The 20,203-nt window shown below is 71.1% G+C and carries 16 protein-coding genes and 1 tRNA gene; 9 read left to right on the top strand and 8 right to left on the bottom strand.

What is annotated here, in order from left to right:
* The first annotated feature begins 17 nt into the window (after positions 1-17).
* The 4 genes from pflB to DFH01_RS12740 all read left to right on the top strand — a co-directional run bounded on the left by pflB (position 18) and on the right by DFH01_RS12740 (position 5,656).
* Positions 18-2,282 (top strand): formate C-acetyltransferase, encoded by a 2,265-nt coding sequence (pflB, locus tag DFH01_RS12755; protein ID WP_109870867.1) that lies wholly within the window; start codon positions 18-20, stop codon positions 2,280-2,282.
* Positions 2,283-2,292: 10 nt separating this feature from the next.
* Complete coding sequence (gene pflA / locus DFH01_RS12750; protein ID WP_233256089.1) at positions 2,293-3,129, top strand: pyruvate formate-lyase-activating protein; 837 nt, start codon at positions 2,293-2,295, stop codon at positions 3,127-3,129.
* Between the two features lie 13 nt (positions 3,130-3,142).
* On the top strand, positions 3,143-4,738 hold the full coding sequence (locus tag DFH01_RS12745; protein WP_109870866.1) for an aspartate:alanine exchanger family transporter: 1,596 nt from the start codon (positions 3,143-3,145) through the stop codon (positions 4,736-4,738).
* A gap of 474 nt (positions 4,739-5,212) precedes the next feature.
* Entirely contained in the window at positions 5,213-5,656 is a 444-nt protein-coding gene (locus DFH01_RS12740) for a hypothetical protein (RefSeq protein WP_109870865.1), read from the top strand.
* Between the two features lie 127 nt (positions 5,657-5,783).
* On the opposite strand, the gene kdpC is transcribed toward DFH01_RS12740, so the two are convergent.
* Genes kdpC through DFH01_RS28205 form a run of 5 tightly spaced genes read right to left on the bottom strand, consistent with a single transcriptional unit; the run spans position 5,784 to position 10,414 of the window.
* Entirely contained in the window at positions 5,784-6,371 is a 588-nt protein-coding gene (kdpC, locus tag DFH01_RS12735; protein WP_109870864.1) for a potassium-transporting ATPase subunit KdpC, read from the bottom strand.
* Positions 6,372-6,374: 3 nt separating this feature from the next.
* The gene (kdpB, locus tag DFH01_RS12730) at positions 6,375-8,444 is read right to left on the bottom strand and encodes a potassium-transporting ATPase subunit KdpB (protein ID WP_199231225.1); all 2,070 of its coding nucleotides are present in this window, start codon (positions 8,442-8,444) and stop codon (positions 6,375-6,377) included.
* 11 nt (positions 8,445-8,455) lie between these two features.
* Positions 8,456-10,153: a potassium-transporting ATPase subunit KdpA gene (kdpA, locus tag DFH01_RS12725; RefSeq protein WP_109870863.1), complete on the bottom strand. Its 1,698-nt coding sequence runs from the start codon at positions 10,151-10,153 to the stop codon at positions 8,456-8,458.
* 4 nt (positions 10,154-10,157) lie between these two features.
* Positions 10,158-10,253, bottom strand: a complete 96-nt coding sequence (gene kdpF, locus DFH01_RS12720) for a K(+)-transporting ATPase subunit F (RefSeq protein ID WP_158287741.1) — start codon at positions 10,251-10,253, stop codon at positions 10,158-10,160.
* The gene (locus tag DFH01_RS28205) at positions 10,250-10,414 is read right to left on the bottom strand and encodes a hypothetical protein (RefSeq protein WP_158287740.1); all 165 of its coding nucleotides are present in this window, start codon (positions 10,412-10,414) and stop codon (positions 10,250-10,252) included. The genes kdpF and DFH01_RS28205 overlap by 4 nt, the downstream gene beginning before the upstream one ends.
* Before the next feature lie 54 nt (positions 10,415-10,468).
* On the opposite strand from DFH01_RS28205, the gene DFH01_RS12715 reads away from it, so the two are divergent.
* Together DFH01_RS12715 and DFH01_RS12710 are read left to right on the top strand one after the other, a co-directional pair.
* Positions 10,469-13,123 (top strand): ATP-binding protein, encoded by a 2,655-nt coding sequence (locus tag DFH01_RS12715; RefSeq protein ID WP_109870861.1) that lies wholly within the window; start codon positions 10,469-10,471, stop codon positions 13,121-13,123.
* Positions 13,120-13,818 (top strand): response regulator, encoded by a 699-nt coding sequence (locus tag DFH01_RS12710; protein WP_109870860.1) that lies wholly within the window; start codon positions 13,120-13,122, stop codon positions 13,816-13,818. Before DFH01_RS12715 ends, DFH01_RS12710 begins: the two co-directional genes overlap by 4 nt.
* A gap of 122 nt (positions 13,819-13,940) precedes the next feature.
* Here the strand turns inward: DFH01_RS12710 and DFH01_RS27810 are convergent, their stop codons facing one another.
* Entirely contained in the window at positions 13,941-14,723 is a 783-nt protein-coding gene (locus DFH01_RS27810; RefSeq protein WP_146217051.1) for a TetR/AcrR family transcriptional regulator, read from the bottom strand.
* 20 nt (positions 14,724-14,743) lie between these two features.
* Here DFH01_RS27810 and DFH01_RS12700 point away from each other — a divergent pair, with 20 nt between their 5' ends.
* Together DFH01_RS12700 and DFH01_RS12695 are read left to right on the top strand one after the other, a co-directional pair.
* Positions 14,744-16,015, top strand: a complete 1,272-nt coding sequence (locus tag DFH01_RS12700) for an acyltransferase family protein (protein ID WP_158287739.1) — start codon at positions 14,744-14,746, stop codon at positions 16,013-16,015.
* Between the two features lie 119 nt (positions 16,016-16,134).
* Positions 16,135-16,380: a hypothetical protein gene (locus tag DFH01_RS12695; RefSeq protein ID WP_109870858.1), complete on the top strand. Its 246-nt coding sequence runs from the start codon at positions 16,135-16,137 to the stop codon at positions 16,378-16,380.
* A gap of 67 nt (positions 16,381-16,447) precedes the next feature.
* Here DFH01_RS12695 and ade read toward each other — a convergent pair whose 3' ends face one another.
* Positions 16,448-18,154 (bottom strand): adenine deaminase, encoded by a 1,707-nt coding sequence (ade, locus tag DFH01_RS12690; protein WP_109870857.1) that lies wholly within the window; start codon positions 18,152-18,154, stop codon positions 16,448-16,450.
* 301 nt (positions 18,155-18,455) lie between these two features.
* On the opposite strand from ade, the gene DFH01_RS12685 reads away from it, so the two are divergent.
* On the top strand, positions 18,456-20,120 hold the full coding sequence (locus DFH01_RS12685) for a recombinase family protein (protein WP_233256137.1): 1,665 nt from the start codon (positions 18,456-18,458) through the stop codon (positions 20,118-20,120).
* Here the strand turns inward: DFH01_RS12685 and DFH01_RS12680 are convergent.
* Positions 20,077-20,153 (bottom strand) — tRNA-Met (locus DFH01_RS12680). The genes DFH01_RS12685 and DFH01_RS12680 overlap by 44 nt on opposite strands.
* Positions 20,154-20,203 lie beyond the last annotated feature (50 nt).

The raw sequence follows: 20,203 nt of genomic DNA, 5'->3' as shown, positions 1-20,203 counted from the left end.
AGCGGAGGGAAACGGCCATGGAAGGCATCAACCTCGACCCGACCGGCCTGAAGGAGGCCCGCTGCTGGCGCGGCTTCGAACAGGGGCGCTGGACGGCCACGATCGAGTTGCGCGATTTCATCATGCGCAATGTCACGCCCTATGCGGGCGACGAATCTTTCCTTGTCGGGGCCACGCAGCGCACGCGGGCGGTCTGGGAGAAGCTGCAGCCCTACTTCGCGGAGGAGCGGAAGAAGGGCGTCCTCGACGTGGACGCCGCCACCCCGTCCACCGTGCTGGCGCATGGCCCCGGCTATATCGACCGCGACAACGAGGTGATCGTTGGGCTGCAGACCGATCAGCCGTTCAAACGCGCGATATTCCCTGCCGGCGGGCTGCGCATGGTCGAGGCCGGCCTGAAAGCCGCCGGCTTCCCGGCCGATTCCGCGGTGCACGACGCCTACACGAAGTACCGGAAGACGCACAATGACGGCGTCTTCGACGCCTATACGCCCGAGATCATGCGCTGCCGGAACTCCGGCATCATCACCGGCCTGCCCGATTCCTATGGCCGCGGCCGCATCATCGGCGACTACCGCCGCGTCGCGCTGTACGGCACTGATCGCCTGCTCGCCGCCAAGCGCAAGGAGCGCGCGCAGGTGGATGAGATGTGGCCGAACGACGAGGTGATCCGCACGCGCGAGGAACTCGCCGAGCAGATGCGCGCGCTCGCCGACCTCGCGGAAATGGGCCGGCGCTACGGCTGCGACATCGCCCGGCCGGCCGAGACGGCGCAGGAAGCGGTGCAATGGACCTATCTCGCCTATCTCGGCGCCATCAAGGAAGCCAACGGCGCGGCCATGTCCATCGGCCGGATCTCCACCTTCCTCGACATCTACATCGAGCGCGACCTGAAGGAAGGCACGCTGGACGAGGCCGGCGCGCAGGAGCTGATGGACCAGCTCGTGCAGAAGCTGCGCATCGTCCGCTTCCTGCGCACGCCGGACTACGACGCGCTGTTCAGCGGCGACCCCTACTGGGCGACCGAATGCGTGGGCGGGATGGACATGGACGGACGCACGCTCGTCACGCGCAACGCCTACCGCGTGCTGCACACGCTGACCAACCTGGGCCCGGCGCCGGAGCCCAACATCACCGTTCTGTGGTCGAAGAACTTGCCGGAAGCCTTCAAGCGCTACTGCATCAAGATCAGCCGCGACACCTCCTCCCTGCAGTACGAGAATGACGACCTGATGCGGCCCTACTGGGGCGACGACTACGGCATCGCCTGCTGCGTCTCCGCCATGCGGCTCGGCAAGCAGATGCAGTTCTTCGGCGCCCGCGTGAACCTGGCCAAGGCGCTGCTCTACGCGATCAATGGCGGCCGTGACGAGGTGAGCGGGGATCAGATCGCGCCGCCGACGGCGCCCGTCACGGCCGATGTGCTGTCCTATGACGAGGTTTCGGAGAAGTTCGACGCGACGATGGAGTGGCTGGCGCGCACCTATGTGCACGCAATGAACTGCATCCACTACATGCACGACAAGTATTTCTACGAGCGCCTGGAGATGGCGCTGCACGACCGCGACATCCTGCGCACCATGGCCTTCGGGATCGCCGGCCTCTCCGTGGTTGCCGACAGCCTTTCGGCCATCAGGCATGCCAAGGTGCATGTCATCCGCGACGACACGGGGCTCGCGGTGGATTACCGGATCGAGGGCGACTTCCCGAAATTCGGCAATGCCGACAGCCGGGTGGACGATATCGCCGTCGATCTCGTCTCCCGCTTCATGGCCAAGCTGCGAAAGCACCCGACCTACCGCAATGCGGTGCATACCCAGTCGGTGCTCACCATCACCTCGAACGTTGTCTACGGCAAGGCGACCGGCAACACGCCGGACGGGCGGCGCAAGGGCGAGCCCTTCGCCCCGGGCGCGAATCCGATGCATGGCCGCGACGACCATGGCTGGCTCGCCTCCTGCATCTCGGTGGCGCGCCTGCCCTATGCGGATGCGCAGGACGGCATCAGCTACACCGTCTCGGTCGCGCCGAGCATGGCGCGGCGCGACCAGGAGGCCGCGCTCGACAACGCCGTGCGCGCCTTCGACATGTATTTCGGCCAGGGTGGCTTCCACATGAACCTCAACGTCCTCTCGAAGGAGACGCTGGAGGATGCGATGGAGCATCCGGAGAAATACCCGCAGCTCACCATCCGCGTCTCCGGCTATGCAGTGAATTTCGTGCGGCTGACGCGCGAGCAGCAGCTCGACGTGATCCGCCGCACCTTCCATTCCTCCTACTGAGGGCGCGGACATGCTGGAAGTCGAAGGCGAAGGCATGGTGAAGGTCGGCAGCCGCTTCGACCTTCGCACCAACCAGGCACCCGACGCCCCGGAGACCGAGGGCTTCGAGGGCCCGAAGGAAACGCATGGATGGGTGCATTCCTACGAGACCGGCTCGACCGTGGACGGGCCGGGCGTGCGGGTCATGCTGTTCATGTCGGGCTGCTTCCTGCGCTGCCAGTACTGCCACAACCCCGACACCTGGCATCTGAAGGACGGCACGAAGATCGAGTTGTCCCACGCCATCCGCCGCCTGCGCGACTTCGCGCCGGCGCTGCGGGCGATGGGCGGCGGGCTTACGATCTCCGGCGGCGAGCCTCTGGTGCAGATCGGCTTCACCCGCGGCCTGTTCTCCGCGGCGAAACAGATGGGACTGCACACCGCGCTCGACACCTCGGGCTTCCTCGGGCAGCGGGCCGACGACGACTACATGAAGAACGTCGACCTGGTGCTGCTCGACATCAAGAGCGGCGACCCGGACACCTACCGCAAGGTGACCGGCTTCGACCTCGCGCCGACGCTGCGCTTCGCCGAGCGCCTGAACGCCATGAACAAGGCCGTCTGGGTCCGCTTCGTGCTGGTACCCGGCCTGACCGACGCCCGCGACAACATCCGCAGGGTCGCCGAGTTCGTCGCGCCGATGAAAAACGTCCAATGGGTGGAGGTGCTGCCCTTCCACCAGATGGGCGCCTTCAAGTGGAAGTCGCTCGGCCTCGACTACAAGCTTGCCGAGACTCCGGTGCCGACCCAGGCGCAGATCCAGGCGGCGCTGGAGATCTTCCACGCCGCCGGCTGCCGGGCGCGGTGAGGGGACCGAGCAGATGATGGCCTTCGTCAGCGACCTGCTCGGCAGCCAGCCGATCCTCTCGCTGTTCCTCGCGATCGGGCTCGGCTACGCGGTCGGGCAGATCAGCATCCTCGGCTTCTCGCTCGGCATCGGGGCGGTGCTCTTCGTCGGGCTTTTCATCGGCGCCATCGCGCCGAAGGCCAACATCGCAGGGCCGATCGGGCTGATCGGCCTGATCATGTTCCTCTACGGCATCGGCATCCTCTATGGCCGGCAGTTCTTCGCCGGGCTGCGCGGCCCGGGGCGCGTCTACAACCTGCTCGCCTTCGTCGCGGTCGTGGCGGGGCTGCTGGTCGCGCTCTTCTTCGGATGGATCTTCGGCGTGCGGCTCGGCCACACGCTCGGCCTCTTCGCCGGTTCCATGACCAGCACGGCGACACTGCAGGCCGCGCTCGACGTCATGAAGAACAACGAGCCCTCGATCGGGTACTCGGTCGCCTATCCCTTCGGCGTCATCGGGCCGATCCTCTGCTTCTACTTCCTGACGCGGCGGGTGAAGCCGACCTTCCCACCCAAGCCCGCGCGCTTTCACATGGGCGAGATCACCATCGAGCGCCTGCCAGAGGCCGGCAGCACGCTCGGCAAGGTGATGTCTCTGCTGCCCGAGGGCGTGCAAGTCTCGACGGTGCGCCAGGAGCACCGTAACCGCCTGCCGGATGCGGACCTTGAACTCCGTGTCGGCGATGCGCTGATGGTCGCCGCGGACCGCGCCGAGGCCATCCAGGAGACGGCGGCGCTGCTCGGCCGGCTTGATCCGGGGCGGATCGCGAAGGACCGCGGCGACCTCTCCTACCAGCGCTTCTTCGTCTCCAAGGCCGCGCTTACCGGGCGCAAGCTGGACGAGATCCCGATGCCGGAAGGCACCGAGATCCGCATCCTGCATGTCCGCCGCTACGATGTGGACCTGGTGCCGTCTCCCGACCTGATGCTCGAGATCGGCGACCGCGTCGGGGTGCTCGTGCCGGCGGACCAGGTCGCCAAGGCGCGTGCACATTTCGGCGACACGGTGAAGTCGGCGGCCGAGTTCTCCTATGTCTCCGTCGGCTTCGGCATGGTGGCCGGCGTGCTGCTCGGGCTGTTGCCGATCCCGATCCCGGGGGTGGGCACGGTCACGCTCGGCATCGGCGGCGGGCCGCTGATCGTCGCGCTGATCCTGGGGCGGCTGCGGCGCACGGGGCCGATCTCCTGGGTCATGCCGCTGCCGGCGAACATCGTGCTGCGCAATTTCGGCCTCACGCTGTTCCTCGCGACCGTGGGAATCAACTCGGGCCAGGCCTTCGTCACCACGGTGGCCTCGCAGGGGCCGCTGCTTCTGATCATCGGCGCGCTGGTGCTGCTCACCACCGTCGCGATCGTGCTGGGCGTCGGCTACTACCTGCTGAAGCTGCCTTATGACGACCTGCTCGGCGTCGCTTCCGGCGCGACAGGCAACCCGGCCATCCTGGTCTATGCCACGCGCATGGCGCCGACCGAGCGGCCCGATATCGGCTACGCGATGATCTTCCCCTCCGCGACGATCGTGAAGGTCATCGCAGTGCAGATCATCGGCCTCGTCGCGCTTGGTGGTTGAGTGCGCGAGACGCAGCCCAGTGCCCTAGCAGGCATCGAAGGGCGATTGCCGCCCGAGATTGCCGCGAAGGCAGGGCAGGACGGCATCACGCTGGTCACCCTCGGCGCGCTGGGCGGCGCCTTCATCGCCTTCGGTGCGGTCTTCTCCAACGTCGCGCTCACGGGCGCCGAGGCGGGAATGCCCCCGCGGCCGACGTCGAAGCCGCCGTGGCGAAGGTCCGCGCGCTCCATCCGGCGTGGCCGGCCACGCTCATCCGGGAGGTCGCGCTGCGGAGCATCGGCGCCGCGCCGGTGGTGGCTCCGGCCGATCTGCCGCACTTGGTCCCGCCTCCGGGTCTGATCGCCGCACTCTCCCGTCCGGCGATGCCGGAGGCTTGCGGCGACGCCGAGATGCCGCCGCCGTGCCGACCACCAGCTCCCGGATCGTCCTTTTCCGGCTCGCGCGGGTCGGCGCCGCCGCCCCTGGAGCCGGCCGATGTCACCTGATCTCCGGCTGGCCCACACGAGCGTCGTCACGTCGACGGGCCAGCGGGTGGACGTCAGCGTGCAGCCGGAGGGCCGCCACTGCCCGGGCCGCGCGCTCCGCAGGCGCGGCAGCGTGTACGACGTCGAACTGCCCGAGGCCGAGGCGGTGAAGCTGCTGCAGGTGCTCCTCGCCCACTTCGCCGCGCCGGAGACATCGCGGCCCTCGCCCGGCCGCGTGACGCGGCTCACGATGGACGTCACTCTCGAAGCCGCGGCGGCGAACCACCCGCGCCGTACCGCAGAGGCCTGTCGCCTGTTCGGTCTCGCCCTCGCCCGTCTCTGCTCGGGCGAGGCGGAAGGTCTCGTCGCCGACGAGAGCGGCGAGCGGCGCATGGCTTGGCGGCTGACAGGACCAGCGAGACGCAGTCCGCTCAGGCGCGCAGAGAGCGGCTAGCGGGCGTGCCGACGGGCTGTCCTCCACCCCTATCGAGCGCAACCCGTGAGTTGCTGTGTTTCGGCCTCCGCATTCGTCGGAGTTGTAGAAGGGCGGAAAGCAGCCTCCCACGCGCAAGGTCGGCTGGTCACCTCAGTGCGTCGAGCGCCACGTTGAGGCGCAGCACGTTGACCCGTGGCTCGCCAAGCAGGCCGAACTGGCGCCCTTCGGTGTGCTGAGCGACCAGCTCCAGGAGGCGCTCCTCCGGCAGTCCGCGGGCCTGCGCGATGCGGCGGACCTGCCGCGCGCCGTTCTCCGGGCTGATGTGCGGGTCGAGGCCGGAGCCCGAGGCGGTGACCGCGTCGGCCGGCACGGGGCCGCCGCCATAGGCTGCGATGCGCTCCTTCACGGCGTCCAGCAGCGCCGCCGAGGTCGGGCCGAGCTGGGAGGCGGCGGAGGTGGCCGCGTTATAGGGCACCGCGCGCGGGCTGCCTTCGTTCTCCGCATCGGCCTCGGTCGTCGCGGAGGGCCGCGGCTGGAAGTAGCGCTCGGAGGCGAAGTTCTGCCCCAACAGCGCGGAGCCGACCACGCGTCCGTCGCGCTCCACCAGGCTGCCGCCGGCCTGGGTCGGGAAGACCACCCCGGCGACGCTGGTGAAGGCCAGCGGCGCCGCGAGGCCGAGCAGCAGGGTGAACAGCACGACCAACGCGATGGCCGGGCGGAGGATGGTCATCATCGTTCAGGCGAGCCCCAGCACGACGAGGATGACGTCGATGAGCTTGATGCCGATGAACGGTGCGACGATGCCGCCCAGCCCGTAGATCAGCAGGTTGCGGCGGAGCAGCGCGGCGGCGCCGACGGGCACGTAGCGCACGCCGCGGAGCGCGAGCGGCACGAGCGCCACGATGATCAGCGCGTTGAAGATCACGGCCGACAGGATCGCGCTCCCCGGCGACGCCAGCGCCATCACGTTAAGCGCCCCCAATTCCGGGTAGGACGCGACGAAGATCGCGGGCAGGATCGCGAAATACTTCGCGACATCGTTGGCGATGGAAAAGGTGGTCAGCGCGCCGCGGGTGATCAGCAGCTGCTTGCCGATCTCCACCACCTCGATGAGCTTCGTCGGATCGCTGTCGAGGTCCACCATGTTGCCGGCCTCGCGCGCCGCCTGGGTGCCGGTCTGCATGGCGAGCCCGACATCGGCCTGGGCGAGGGCGGGCGCGTCGTTGGTGCCGTCGCCGGCCATCGCCACCAGCCGGCCCTCGGCCTGCGCCCTGCGGATGTAGGCGAGCTTGTCCTCGGGCGTGGCCTCGGCGATGAAGTCGTCGACGCCGGCCTCGGCGGCGATCGCGGCGGCGGTCAGGCGGTTGTCGCCGGTGACCATCACCGTTCGGATGCCCATCCGCCGCAACGCGTCGAAGCGGGCGCGCATGCCGGTCTTGACGATGTCCTTCAGCTCGATCGCGCCGAGCAGGCGGCCATCCTTCGCGACCGCGAGCGGCGTGCCGCCGGCGCGCGCGATGCGGTCCACGGCTTCGCGCATGGCGGCCGGCGCCTCCCCGCCGAGGCTGCGGACCAGCGCGTCCACCGCGCCCTTGCGGTAGCTGCCCTGCACGAGATCCAGGCCGGAGATGCGGGTCTGCGCGGTGAAAGGGATGACGCGCGCGCCGTCGGGCAACGCCGGCGCCTCGATGCCGTGGCGCTCCTTCGCGAAGGCGAGGATCGACCGGCCTTCCGGCGTCTCGTCCGCCAGGCTGGACAGGACCGCGGCCTCTGCGACGTCGCGCTCGGTCACGCCGGGGACGGGGATGAAGCCCGCGGCCTGGCGGTTGCCGAGCGTGATCGTGCCGGTCTTGTCCAGCAGCAGCACGTCCACGTCGCCGGCCGCCTCCACCGCCCGGCCGGATGTCGCCAGGACGTTGAAGCGCACCAGCCGGTCCATGCCTGCGATGCCGATGGCGGACAGAAGGCCGCCGATCGTCGTCGGGATCAGGGTCACCAGCAACGCCGCCAGCACCGCGATCGACGGCGGCTGGCCGTTCCAGCTCGCCAGCCCGACCAGCGTCGCCACCGCGATCAGGAAGATGATCGTCATGCCGGCGAGCAGGATGTCGAGCGCGATCTCGTTCGGCGTCTTCTGCCGCGAGGCGCCCTCGACGAGCGAGATCATCCGGTCGAGGAAGGTTGAGCCGGGCGCGGCGGTGATGCGTGCCACGATCCAGTCGGAGACCACCAGAGTGCCGCCGGTGACCGCGCTGCGGTCGCCGCCGCTTTCGCGGATGACGGGCGCGCTTTCGCCGGTCACCGCCGCCTCGTTTACCGAGGCGATGCCCTCCACGACCTCGCCGTCGGAGGGGATGAGGTCGCCGGCCTCGACCAGCACCAAGTCGCCGACGCGGAGTTTGGTGGCGGCGCGGGGCTGCCACAGCGTGCGGTCGTCGGCGCGCAGCAGCAGCTTGGCTCGGGTCTCTGTCCGCGCACGGCGGAGGCTCTCTGCCTGGGCGCGACCGCGGCCTTCCGCCACGGCTTCGGCGAAGGTCGCGAAGAGCACGGTCAGCCAGAGCCAGAGCGCGATGCCGGCCTGGAAGCTCCAGGGCTGACCGAGCGCCAGGGCGCGGACCGCAAGCACCGTTACCAGGATCGCCACGACCTCGGTGACGAAGATCACGGGGTTCCGCACCAGGCGGCGCGGATCCAGCTTGGCGAAGGCGTCGAGCGCGGCGCGCCGGACGATCGGGCCGGAGAGGAGGGCGCCGCCGCGCGTGGCACGGCGGGCCTCCCCGGCCGGGATGGCGGGTGTCATGTCCATGGTGCAGGACCTCAGAAGGTCTTGCCGGCGGCGAGCACGAAGTGCTCGGCGACCGGGCCGAGGGCGAGGGCGGGCATGAACTGCAGCCCACCGAGGATCAGTATCACGCCGGCCAGAAGCCCGACGAAGAGCGGCCCATGGGTCGGGAAGGTGCCGGTGGAGGCGGCGAGCTTCGGCTTGGCCGCGATGGAGCCCGCGATCGCCATCATCGGCACGATGTAGGCGAAGCGGCCGAGCGCCATCGCAATGCCGAGGGTGGTGTTCATCCAGGGCGTGTCGGCGGTCAGCCCGCCGAAGGCCGAGCCGTTGTTCCCCGCCGCCGAGGTGTAGGCGTAGAGCATCTCCGAGAGGCCATGCGGGCCCTTGTCCTGGATCGAGGCGGTCGCCACAGGCAGCACGACCGAGACGGCGGTGAAGCCGAGGATCGCCGCCGGCAGCACCAGCACGGCGAGCATCGCGAGCTTGATCTCGCGCGCCTGCACCTTCTTGCCGAGGTATTCCGGCGTGCGGCCGACCATGAGGCCGGCGACGAAGACCGCCAGCAGCACGAAGACGATCATGCCGTAGAGGCCCGAGCCGACGCCGCCCGGCAGCACCTCGCCGAGCTGGATCAGGAACAGCGGCACCAGCCCGCCAAGCGGCATCAGGCTGTCATGCATCAGGTTCACCGCGCCGCAGCTCGCACCCGTGGTGGTCGCCACGAAGAGCGCGCCGAGCGCGAGGCCGAAGCGGACCTCCTTGCCCTCCATGTTGCCCTGCGCGGGATCGACGCCGGCGGCGATGTGCAGCGGGTTGCCCGCGGCCTCGGCGGCATAGACGATCCAGGTGCCGGCGACGACGAAGGCCAGCATCACCGCGAGCAGCGCCCAGCCCTGGCGGATGTCGCGGACGATGTGCCCGAACGTCAGCGCCAGCGCGAAGGGGATCACCTGGTGCGACCAGATCTGCAGGCTGGTCGCGAGCGCCGATGGCCCCTCGAAGGGATGCGCCGCGTTCACGCCGAAGAAGCCGCCGCCGTTGGTCCCGAGGTGCTTGATGGCGATCTGGAAGGCGGCGGGCCCGAGCGGGATCGTCTGCGTCCCGCCCTCCAGTGTCGTCGCCTCGACATAGGAAGCGAGCGTCTGCGGCATGCCCAGCGCCACGAAGGCGAGGCCGACGATGACCGCGAGTGGCACCAGCACGTAGAGGTTTACCCGCACGAAGTCGGCCCAGAAATTGCCGAGGCCCTTCAGCCCTCCGCCTGCGAAGGCGCGGCAGAGCGCGAGTGCCAGCGCGATCCCTGTCGCGGCCGAGAGGAAGTTCTGCACCGAGAGGCCGGCCATCTGGCTTAGGTAGCTCATCGCGGCCTCGCCGCTGTAGGCCTGCCAGTTGGTGTTGGTGACGAAGCTGATCGCCGTGTTGAAGGCGAGCCAAGGCGAAAGGCCGTCGAAGCCCTGCGGGTTCAAGGGCAGCACGCCCTGCAGCCGCAGCAGCGCATACAGCAGCAGGAAGCCGGCGAGGTTCGCCGCGAGCATCGCCAGCGTGTAGCCCTTCCAGCCCATCCCGCGCGCCGGGTCGATGCCGCCCGCCGCGTAGATGGCGCGCTCGACAGGCGCGAGGAAGGTGATGCGCCCGGCGGCGACCGCAGCGATGTAGCGGGCCAGCGGGATGGCGGCCGCCACGATGGCGGCGAGCACGAGCGCGATCTGCGCCCAGCCGATCAGCGTCATGGGATCAGAGGTCCTCGGGACGCAGCAGCGCCCACAGCAGGTAGAGGAGGAGGCCGGCGGCCACGGCGCCGCCGAGGATCAGCTCGGTCACGGCGGTCACACCCGCTCGCAGGCGGCCACGTAGGCGGCCATCAGGCCGAACAGGCCGACGCCGAGCGCCAGCAGGAGAAGGTCGAGCATCCGGGGCTTCTCTCCGAAGGACCGGGAGGGCGTAGGCCCGGCGCGCGTAAAGGCTCCATGCGGGATCCGGGGCGCCCGCATAAAGGCGGCGTAAAGACGCGGGCGGCGGCGCCGCGGGCCTGCTATCGGAACGGCATGGCCGAGGAGCAAGCCCGTCCCGATCCCGATGCCCTGCTCGCCCTCGCGCGGCGGGAGGGGCGCGGCCGGCTGAAGGTGTTCCTGGGCGCCGCGCCGGGCGTGGGCAAGACGATGGAGATGCTCGCCGAGGCGCGTCGGCGCCTCGCCGGCGGGGCGGACGTGCTGATCGGCATCGTCGAGACGCACGGCCGTGCCGAGACCGGGGCGGCGATCGGCGACCTGCCGGTGCTGCCGCGCGCGCGGATCGCCTATCGCGGCCAGGCGCTGGAGGAGTTCGACCTGGACGGCGCGCTGGCCCGCCGTCCGACGATCCTGCTGCTCGACGAACTCGCGCACAGCAACGTGCCCGGCAGCCGCCATCCGAAGCGCTGGCAGGACGTCGAGGAACTGCGCGAAGCCGGCATCGAGGTCTGGACGACGATGAACGTCCAGCACCTCGAGAGCCTGTCTGACGCGGTCGCCCGCATCACCGGCGTGCGCGTCGCGGAGACGGTGCCCGACCGCGTGCTGGCCGAGGCCGACGCGGTGGAGCTGATCGACATCCCCCCCGCCGAGCTGATCGAGCGGATGCGCCAGGGCCGCATCTACCGCCCCGACCAGGCGAGCCGGGCACTGCGCGGCTTCTTCCGCGAGGGCAACCTCGCGGCGCTGCGCGAGATGGCGCTGCGCCGCACGGCCGAGCGCGTGGACGCCGACGTCACGGGCTACATGCGCGCCAACGCCATCGCCGGGCCCTGGCCCGCCGGCGACCGCGTGATGGCCCTCGTCGGCGCCGATCCCTCGGCCGAGACAGTGGTGCGGGAGGCGCGGCGCGTCGCGGATGCGCTGAAGGCCCCGCTGGTCGCCCTGCATATCGAGCAGCCCACCGCCGCCCCGGGCGGCGACCCCGGCCCGGCACTGCGGCTGGCGGAGCGGCTGGGCGCGACGGCGGAGACGGTGGTCGCCGCCGACCTACCCTCGACGATCCTGCGCGAGGCGCGGGCCCGCAACGCGACCCACCTCGTCATCGGCCGCGGCCGGCCGGGCCGGTGGCGGCGGCTGACGGGCCGCACGCTGTCCGCGGCGCTGCTGCGGCAAGCGACCGACTTCACGCTGCACCTCGTCCCGGAGCCGGCCGGCGCACCGCGCGCCCTTCCGCCCGAGCGCCGCGGTCCCCCGTCCTGGGCCGGTTGGGCCGCCACCCCCGCCCTCGTTGCAAGTGCGACCGCGGTCGGCCTTGCGTTCGACGGCGTGGTGCCGGAAGGCGCGCTCGGCATGGTCTACCTCGTGCCGATCGTGGCGGCGGCGGTGGGTTTCGGGCCGGTGCAGGGCGCCCTGACGGCGGCGCTGTCCTTCCTGGCCTGGAACTTGCTGTTCTTGCCGCCGCGCTACACCCTGACCATCGCCGGACCGCAGGACATCGTCGGCGTCGTCGTCTTCGCCCTCGTCGCGCTGCTGCTGGCCGGCACCACCGGTGGCCTCGGGCGGTCCGTGCGCGCCGCCCGCGCCCGCATGCTCGGCCTGCGACGCCTCGTCGAGTTCAGCCGCCGGCTCGGAGCACCTGGCGACAAGGGCGACCTGGTGCAAGCGATCGCCGAGGAGGCGTCGCGCATCGCCGCCGGGCCGGCCTGCGTGCTGCTGCTGCTGCCCCCCCTGCCAGGCGAGACCGCGCCGGAGCCGGTGCTCAGGGCCAGCGTGCCGGTCGAAGCCGAGCCCGACGTGGCGAGCATGGCCGCGGCGCGCTGGGCGGTGGCGAATGGCCGCCCGTCCGGGCGCGGCACCGACACGCTCCCCTCCGCCGGCTGGCAGTTCCGTCCGATGCGGACGGCGCGCGGCCTTGCCGGCCTCGTCGGCCTGCGCCCCGGCGAGCCCCCTTTGGACGGCGAGGCCGACCGGGCGCTCGACGCGCTGCTCGATCAGGCGGCCGTCGCGCTGGAGCGGGCCGACCTGATGGAGGAACGCGCCCGCGGCGAAGCACGCGCCGAGACCGAGGCGCTGCGCACCGCGCTACTCACCTCGCTCGGGCACGACCTGAAAACGCCGCTGACCTCCATCCGCGGCGCCATCGCGACGCTCAGGACCTCCGGCCCGGCGCTCTCGGAGGCGACGCGCGCCGACCTGTTGGCCACAGCGGAGGAGGAGACCGAGCGGCTCACCCGCTGGATCGCGAACATCCTCGACATGGTGCGCATCGAGAACGGCCAGGTTGCGCCGCGGCGCGAGCCGGTGGACCTCGCCGAGGCACTGGAAACCGCTGCCGCGCGCGCCGCCCGCGCCCATGGGCGGGAGATCGCGCTCGACCCCGGCCCACGCCCGGTCGCGCCGCGCCTCGATCCCGCGCTGCTCGACCAGGTGCTGGCGAACCTGCTCGACAACGCGCTGAAGTTCTCGGCGCCGCACGGGCGTGTCGCGGCACGGGTCTGGCGCGAGGGGCCGGAAGTGGCGATCGCCATCGAGGACGACGGGCCTGGCATCCCACGCGAGGACCTGCACCGAGTCTTCGACCCGTTCTTCCGCGCCACGCGCACCGACCGCATCGCGGCCGGCAGCGGCCTCGGCCTCGCGATCTGCCGTGGCCTCGTCCAGGCCATGGGGGGACGCATCGCCGCCGAGAGCCCGGCGATACCGGACGGGAGCGGAACGCGGGTGGTGGTGAGGTTCCCCGGCGCATGAGCGCGGTCGCTCCACCCCACATCCTCGTCGTTGACGACGAGCCGCAGATTCACCGCTTCCTGGGCCCGGCGCTGGAGGCGGCGGGCTACGCGCCGATGCGCGCGGCGACGATGGCCGAGGGGCTGCGGCTGGCGGCCGAGCGGTCGCCGGCGCTCGTCCTGCTCGACTTGGGCCTGCCCGACGGCGACGGCAAGCTGGCGATTCCAAAGCTGCGGCGCTTCACCGACGCCCCTGTGGTTGTGCTCTCCGCCCGCGACCAGGAGGCCGAGAAGGTCGCCTCGCTGGATGCCGGCGCGGACGACTACGTCGAGAAGCCCTTCGCGCTGGGCGAGTTGCTGGCACGCATCCGCGCCGCGCTGCGCCGCGCCGGGGCTGCGTCCCGATCTCCGACGGAGACCGTGATCCGGGCTGGCGCGCTGGAGGTGGATCTAGGACGCCGGACCGCGCGGGTGGAAGGCCGTGAGCCGCTGAAGCTGACACCGCGTGAGTGGGACCTGCTCGCCGCGCTGGTGCGAGGCGGCGAGGGCCGCGTGGTGACGCAACGCCAGCTCCTGACGGCGGTCTGGGGCCCGGCGCATGTCGAGGATGCGCAGTACCTGCGCGTCTATGTCGGGCATCTGCGGCAGAAGCTGGGCCCGGCGGCGGGGCTGATCCGGACGGAGCCCGGAGTGGGCTACCGGTTCGGCGCCGAGTAGCGGGGCGCCGCTCATGGACTTCCGCGAAGTACTGGTTTCGGTTGGACTTCCCGGTCGCCGCGCGTCCGCCGTGGCTGTGGCGCGGTTGGGCGGGAGCAAACTCTATCCGACGGGCCGGCTTCCTACCGCCCCGCGCGCACGTTCTGGATCCTCGCCGCTGGCCCAGCTGCGGCCAGCGACGTTGCAGGTTGCGGCGCTCCGAGCGCCGCTTCGGCAAGTCGGAGCGTCGTCTCGCGCGCAAGCGTCTCGTCGCCCGCTGGCGGGGCCGCATCGCCGGGGCGGCGCATCGCCATCCAGGCCATCATCTCGAGGACGGCACGCGCCATCATGGAAGGATCCAGGTCGGGCCTGACCACGCCGGTTCCTGCCAAGCGCGCGACGGCCGCGGTGAAGTCGGCGAGCGCACGGTCGCGCAGCCCCGCCGTGTAGGCGTCGCGGATCTCCGGGACCTCGGCGCCAAGCCGGTCGAGCAGCAGGATCAGCCGAGCCTCCCGCGTCATCAGGTCATAGAGGTCCGCGAGCAAGGCCCGGGGCGTGACCGCTTCGCCGCCATCGCCGGCCGCCGCCGCCTCGATGCGCGGCAGGGCGAGCCTCGGCCCCAGCGCCTCGGCCAGCGTGGCGGCCAGGTCGGGCTGGACAGGCCCATCGCCATCCTGTGGCAGCCGAAGCCCGGCCGCCGCCCGGATGGCGAGGTCGAGCAGCGCGGCCTTGTCGGTCGCGTAGAGATAGACCGTGCCCGCCGCCACCCCTGCCTCGCGCGCGACGTCGGCGACCGGGGAGAGCCGGAAGCCCTGGCGGGTGAAGACGCGGGCCGCGGCGTCTGCGATGGCCGCAAGCCTGCCCGGCGCCGCACGCGGGCCCCGGCGCGTTGCATCCCTGGCAGATTTACTGAATGATCTATTCATTCATTAATACTAGGTGCCACATGCTCCCGCTGTCCAGCCCGCGCCGCCACGATGTGGACAACCTGCGCAGCCTCGCCGTCCTGATGCTGGTGCCGTTCCACACCGCGCGGCTGTTCGACGCCACGCCTTGGCACATGAAGGATGCCGCCGCGCCCTACGGCGCCGCAGCCGCGCTGCTGCGCGCGATCGATCTCTGGCAGATGCCGCTGCTCTTCCTGCTGGCCGGGATCGCCGCGGCCCTTGCGCTGGAAAGGCGTGGCGCGCTGGCCTTCCTGCGCGAGCGGGTGGCGCGCCTGCTCCTGCCGCTCGGCTTCGGCATCCTCGTCCTCGTCCCGCCGCAGGTCTGGGTGGAGCGGGTGACGCCGGCGGCGCCGCTCCGGCAGAGCGCGCCCGTCTTCGAGGGCGGGTTCGTCGAGTTCCTGCCGCAGGCCTTCGTCTGCTGCTACCCGGCGGCCAGCTTCTCCTGGCACCATCTCTGGTTCCTCCCCTACCTGTTCCTCTACGCGGCGCTGCTGGCGCTCGTCTCGCGTGCCGGGGATGGCGCAGGACTGGCGCGCTGGACGGCGGCGCGGCCCTGGCGGCTATTGCTGCCCATCGCGCCGCTCGTTGCCGGCGAAGTCGCGCTCCGGCCTGTCTTCCCGGGCAGCCACGACCTGGTCATGGACTGGGCGAACCACGCGCATTACGGGCTGCTGGTGGTCCTCGGCTGGTGGTTCGGCCGGAATCCGGTGTTGGGCGCCGCGGTGGCGCGGCACCTGCCGCTGTTCGCGGGCCTTGCGGCCTGCGCCGCGGCATCGTGGTTCGCCGCCCTGCCGGCCGCGCGCGGCGGGCTGGGCGTCTTGGAGGTCGCGCTGCCGGGCCGGCTCGCGCTCCGGGCGGTGGCGGAGTGGCTTGTGCTGCTCGCACTGCTCGGCGCCGCGGCGCGCTGGCTCGCCCTGCCGATCCGGCCTCTCGCGGCCTTCGCGCCGCTGTCCATGCCCTTCTACATGCTCCACCAGACCGTCATCGTCCTGCTCGGCTGGGCGCTGTTCGGCTGGCTGGATGCGCCGGTCTGGAAGGGGCTCACGATCGCGGGCGCGACCGTGGCGCTCAGCCTGGCCGGTGCGGCAATGGCGACCCGCTCGCCGTTCCTGCGCCCCCTGTTCGGACTTGGCGCATCGCGCCGTGCCGCGGCCGCGAGACCGGCGCGGTCGGTGCCACACGTCCCAGCGTCGCAGTTCGAGCCGCCCTTCGCCGCCTCCATCCTAGGTGTCGGCCTGCTCGACATGAGACCGGCGCACCGTGACCGTTGATCCGAAAGCTGCTCCTCGCCTGCGCTGCGTCTGGTTGTCGCAGCCTTCGCGGGCAGCTGGCCGCCCGTGCCCGCCTGGGTCTTGCCGACCGCTCCCCCGTAGCCCGGCGGACAGTCCAGGTGGCGACGGGCGTCGTGCGCGGCCTTGCCATCGCGGCGGCCGACCACAGCCTGTGCGGCACCTGGCAGGCCCCGCCGGGCCTGCCGCCCAGCATCGTCCAGGCATGGAGCGCCGGTGGGCTCATCGTCGGGCTGCTCTATGGCGGCGTGGTCGAGGAGGTGCTGTTCCGTTGGTTGAGCCGATGTCTGGTGGGCTGCGAAGACACCGCTTCGGGTCGGACCCGGCGGTCGCCCCAGCACCGATAGCGCTACCGCGGAAGTGGGCGGAAGCGAGACATTCAGCCACGAGCCGACCTGACCAGGAGAGCGCAGGTCAGGTGAGCAGGGCGAAGCGATCGACGTCCACCATGCCACGGTCGGTGATCTTCAGGTGCGGGATCACGGGCAGGGCGAGGAAGGCCAGCTGGAGGAAGGGCTCGTCCAGGGTCACGCCGAGCGAGCGCGCGGCGGCGCGCAGGGCGAAGAGCTCCTTCTGCACGTCCTCGAAGCTTTTCAGGCTCATCAGGCCGGCGATGGGCAGGGCGACCTCCGCCAGCACCTGGCCGCCGGCGGCGACCACGAAGCCGCCCTCGATTTCGCCCAGCCGGTTGCAGGCAAGCGCCATGTCGTCCTCGCTGGCGCCGAGCACGGCGATGTTGTGGTGGTCGTGGCAGACGGTGGAGGCGATGGCGCCGTGCTGCAGCCCGAAACCTTTCACGAAGCCGACGGCGCGGTTGCCGTTCACGCCGTGCCGCTCGACGATGGCGATCTTCGCCAGGTCGGCAGCGGGGTCGGCGACCGAGGCGCCGTGCTCCACGGGGAGTGTCGCCTCCAGCCGCTCCGTGATGATGCGGCCGGGAATGATGCCGATCACCGGGCTCGGCGCATTGGGTGCGGGGCGGCGGAAATCGGCCGCGGAGACACGCGGCGCCCGCACTGTGCCGCGGGCGATGGGTGGGATCGTCTCGCGCCGGGCGAAGGCGGCGTCATCCGCCACCACGCCGCCGCAGAGCACGAGCCGGGCGCGGCAAGTCTCCAGCGCATCGATGGCGACGATGTCGGCGCGCCAGCCCGGGGCGATCAGGCCGCGGTCGGACAGCCCGAAGATCCGTGCCGCGGAGTGGCTGGCGGCGCGGTAGACGGCCAGCGGCTCGGCGCCGAGGGCGATGGCCGTGCGGATCATGTGGTCCAGGTGGCCGTGCTCGGCGATGTCGAGCGGGTTGCGGTCATCCGTGCAGAAGGCGAGGAAGGGCGAGTGCCGCTCCGTGATGATCGACGCCAGGGCGTGCAGGTCCTTGGAGACCGAGCCCTCCCGCACCAGGATCGCCATGCCCTTGGAGAGCTTCTCCAGGGCTTCGGCGGCGCTCGTCGCCTCGTGGTCGGTGCGGATGCCGGCGGCGAGGTAGCCGTTCAGCTCCATCCCGCGCAGCAGCGGCGCGTGGCCGTCAATGTGCCGGCCCTGGAAGGCGCGCAGCTTGGCGAGGCATTCCGGATCGCCGTGCAGCACGCCGGGATAGTTCATGAACTCGGCCAGACCGATCACCTTGGGATGCCGCGCGAGCGGCAGCAGGTCCGCGGCGGAAAGCCGCGCGCCGGAGGTCTCCATCTCGGTCGCCGGCACGCAGCTGGAGAGCTGCACGCGCAGGTCCATCACGGTGCGTTCGGCCGCCTGCAGGAAGTAGCGGAGGCCGCCGATGCCGGCGACGTTGGCGATCTCGTGCGGGTCGCAGATCGCCGTCGTCACGCCGCGCGGGGTGACGCAGCGATCGAATTCGAAGGGCGTGACAAGGGAGGATTCGATGTGCAGGTGCGTGTCGATGAAGCCGGGCACCAGGACCAGGCCGGCGACGTCGATCTCCTGCCGGCCGTGGTAGGTGCCATGCGTGCCGACTATGCGGTCAGCACAGATCGCGACGTCGGTCTGCGTCAGCGCGCCCGTCACCAGGTCGAAAACGCGCCCGCCCTTCAGCACCAGATCGGCGGGCGTGGCGCCCCGACCTTGTTCGATGGCCGCGGCGATGTCAGCTGCGAACCTCTCCATGGCGGTTCCCGTTCCGGAGCCAGTCGCGCAGAGTTGCCCGGATGGCGGTAGTTCCCCCTGCGTTCGGGGAGCTTGCCAAGCCTCAGCTCATCAGTCGAGCGCCGAGACTTGGCGGCGAGGTATCTGCACGTCCGCAGTGAGTCGATTCCGACGGCGACCACGGTCGGAGTGATTATCGACAGCGCTGAACGGCCCCCGGTGGATACCTGCAGGACATGTCGGCCAACGGCGGCGGTGGAGGCACGATCCCGCCCGAGGGAGGCGTCCTCCCTTCGATTTTCGCCAGGGAGCCAGCCTCGGGATGCTGCGTGCAGTGACCTACAGCCGGTATTCGAGCGACCAGCAGAACCCGCGCTCGGCGGCGGATCAGACGCGGCTGTGCCGGGTCCATGCCGAGGCGCAGGGCTGGCGGGTGGTGGACAGCTACGAGGACCTGGCGGTGAGCGGGGCCAGCCGGTTCCGGCCGGAGTTCCAGCGGCTACTCGGCGACGCACGGGCTCGGAAATTCGACGTGGTGGTCTGTGAGGCGCTGGACCGGCTGGGCCGCAAACTGGCCGACATCGCCGAGCTGTTCGACCAGCTGAGCTTCCTCGGCATCGCCATCCACACCGTGCAGCAGGGCCCGGTCACGCAGCTGCATATCGGGCTGTCGGGGACGATGTCGCAGCTCTTCCTGGCGGACCTCAAGGCCAAGACCCATCGCGGGCTGCGCGCCGTGGCCGAGGACGGGCGGAGCGCGGGCGGGATCTCCTACGGCTATCGGATCGCGCCGGCCCCCGATGGGCGCGCCGGCCGCGGACATCGCGAAATCGACGAGGCTCAGGCGGCGGTGGTGCGACGGATCTTCCGCGACTACGCCGCCGGGCTCTCGCCCAAGCGGATCGCGCTGGCGCTGAACGCGGAGGGCATTGCAGGCCCACGCGGCGGGGCCTGGGCGCCGAGCGCGATCAACGGCGACCGCGGCAAGGGCACCGGGATCCTGAACAACGCGCTCTACATCGGCCAGCAGGTCTGGGGCCGGCGGGCCTGGACCAAGGACCCGAGCACCGGGCGCAGGGTGGCCCGCAAGGCCGCTCCGGAGACGCGGGTGGTCACCGAGGTGCCGGAGCTGCGCATCGTGCCCGACGAGCTGTGGGAGGCCGCCAAGGCCCGGCAGGCCTCGCTGGACCGCAAGGGCGCGGCGCAGGGGACAGAGGCTAAGGCCAGCGCCTTCTGGACCAAGCAGCGGCCGCGCTACCTGTTCTCGGGGCTGATGGTCTGCGGCGCCTGCGGCGGGGGCTTCTCGAAAATGTCGGTCGAGCACTTCGGCTGCTCGACGGCGCGGAACAAGGGCCCGACGGCCTGCGGCAACCGGCTGACGGTGCGACGCGACGTGCTGGAGGAGACGGTGCTGAGCGCCTTGCGCGAACGGCTGATGGACCCCGAGCTGTTCCGGGAGTTCGTGTCCGAGTTCACGGCGACCTGGAACCGGCTGCAGGCGGAGGCCTCGGCGGGGCTGACCGCGCAACGCGCCGAGCTGGCGCGGATCGATGGGCAGATCGAGCGCGCTGTGGATGCGATCGTGGCGGGTATGGCGTCGCCGGCGCTCAAGGGCCGGCTCGAGGAGCTGGAGCGTCGCAAGGCGCATCTGGAGGCCGAGCTGGCCGGGGCCGAGGCCCCTGCCCCGCGGCTGCACCCGAACCTGGCGGAGCTCTACCGCACCCGCGTGGCCGAACTCGCGCGGGTTCTGGCGGCCGAGGACGGCATCGAGGCGCGGGAGGTGGTGCGGGGCCTGGTGGAGGCGATCCGGCTCACCCCCGAGGGCGAGCGGCTGCGGATCGAGGTTCGCGGCGAGTTGGGCGCGATCCTGCGGCTGGCGGAGGGTGCTCGGAATCAGAAACGCCCCGGCGGAGTTGCCGAGGCGTTCGTTGGGCAAATCAAGCTGGATGCGGGGACAGGATTTGAACCTGTGACCTTCAGGTTATGAGCCTGACGAGCTACCGGGCTGCTCCACCCCGCGGTGGTGTGGTGTCTGTCGTTGTGGTGAGGATCCGGCGTGGTGGCCCGGCG

Source organism: Falsiroseomonas bella (assembly GCF_003173615.1).
Taxonomy (GTDB): domain Bacteria; phylum Pseudomonadota; class Alphaproteobacteria; order Acetobacterales; family Acetobacteraceae; genus Falsiroseomonas; species Falsiroseomonas bella.
The sequence above is the reverse complement of the archived record's forward strand: the minus strand, read 5'-3'. Positions and strand labels throughout refer to the sequence as shown.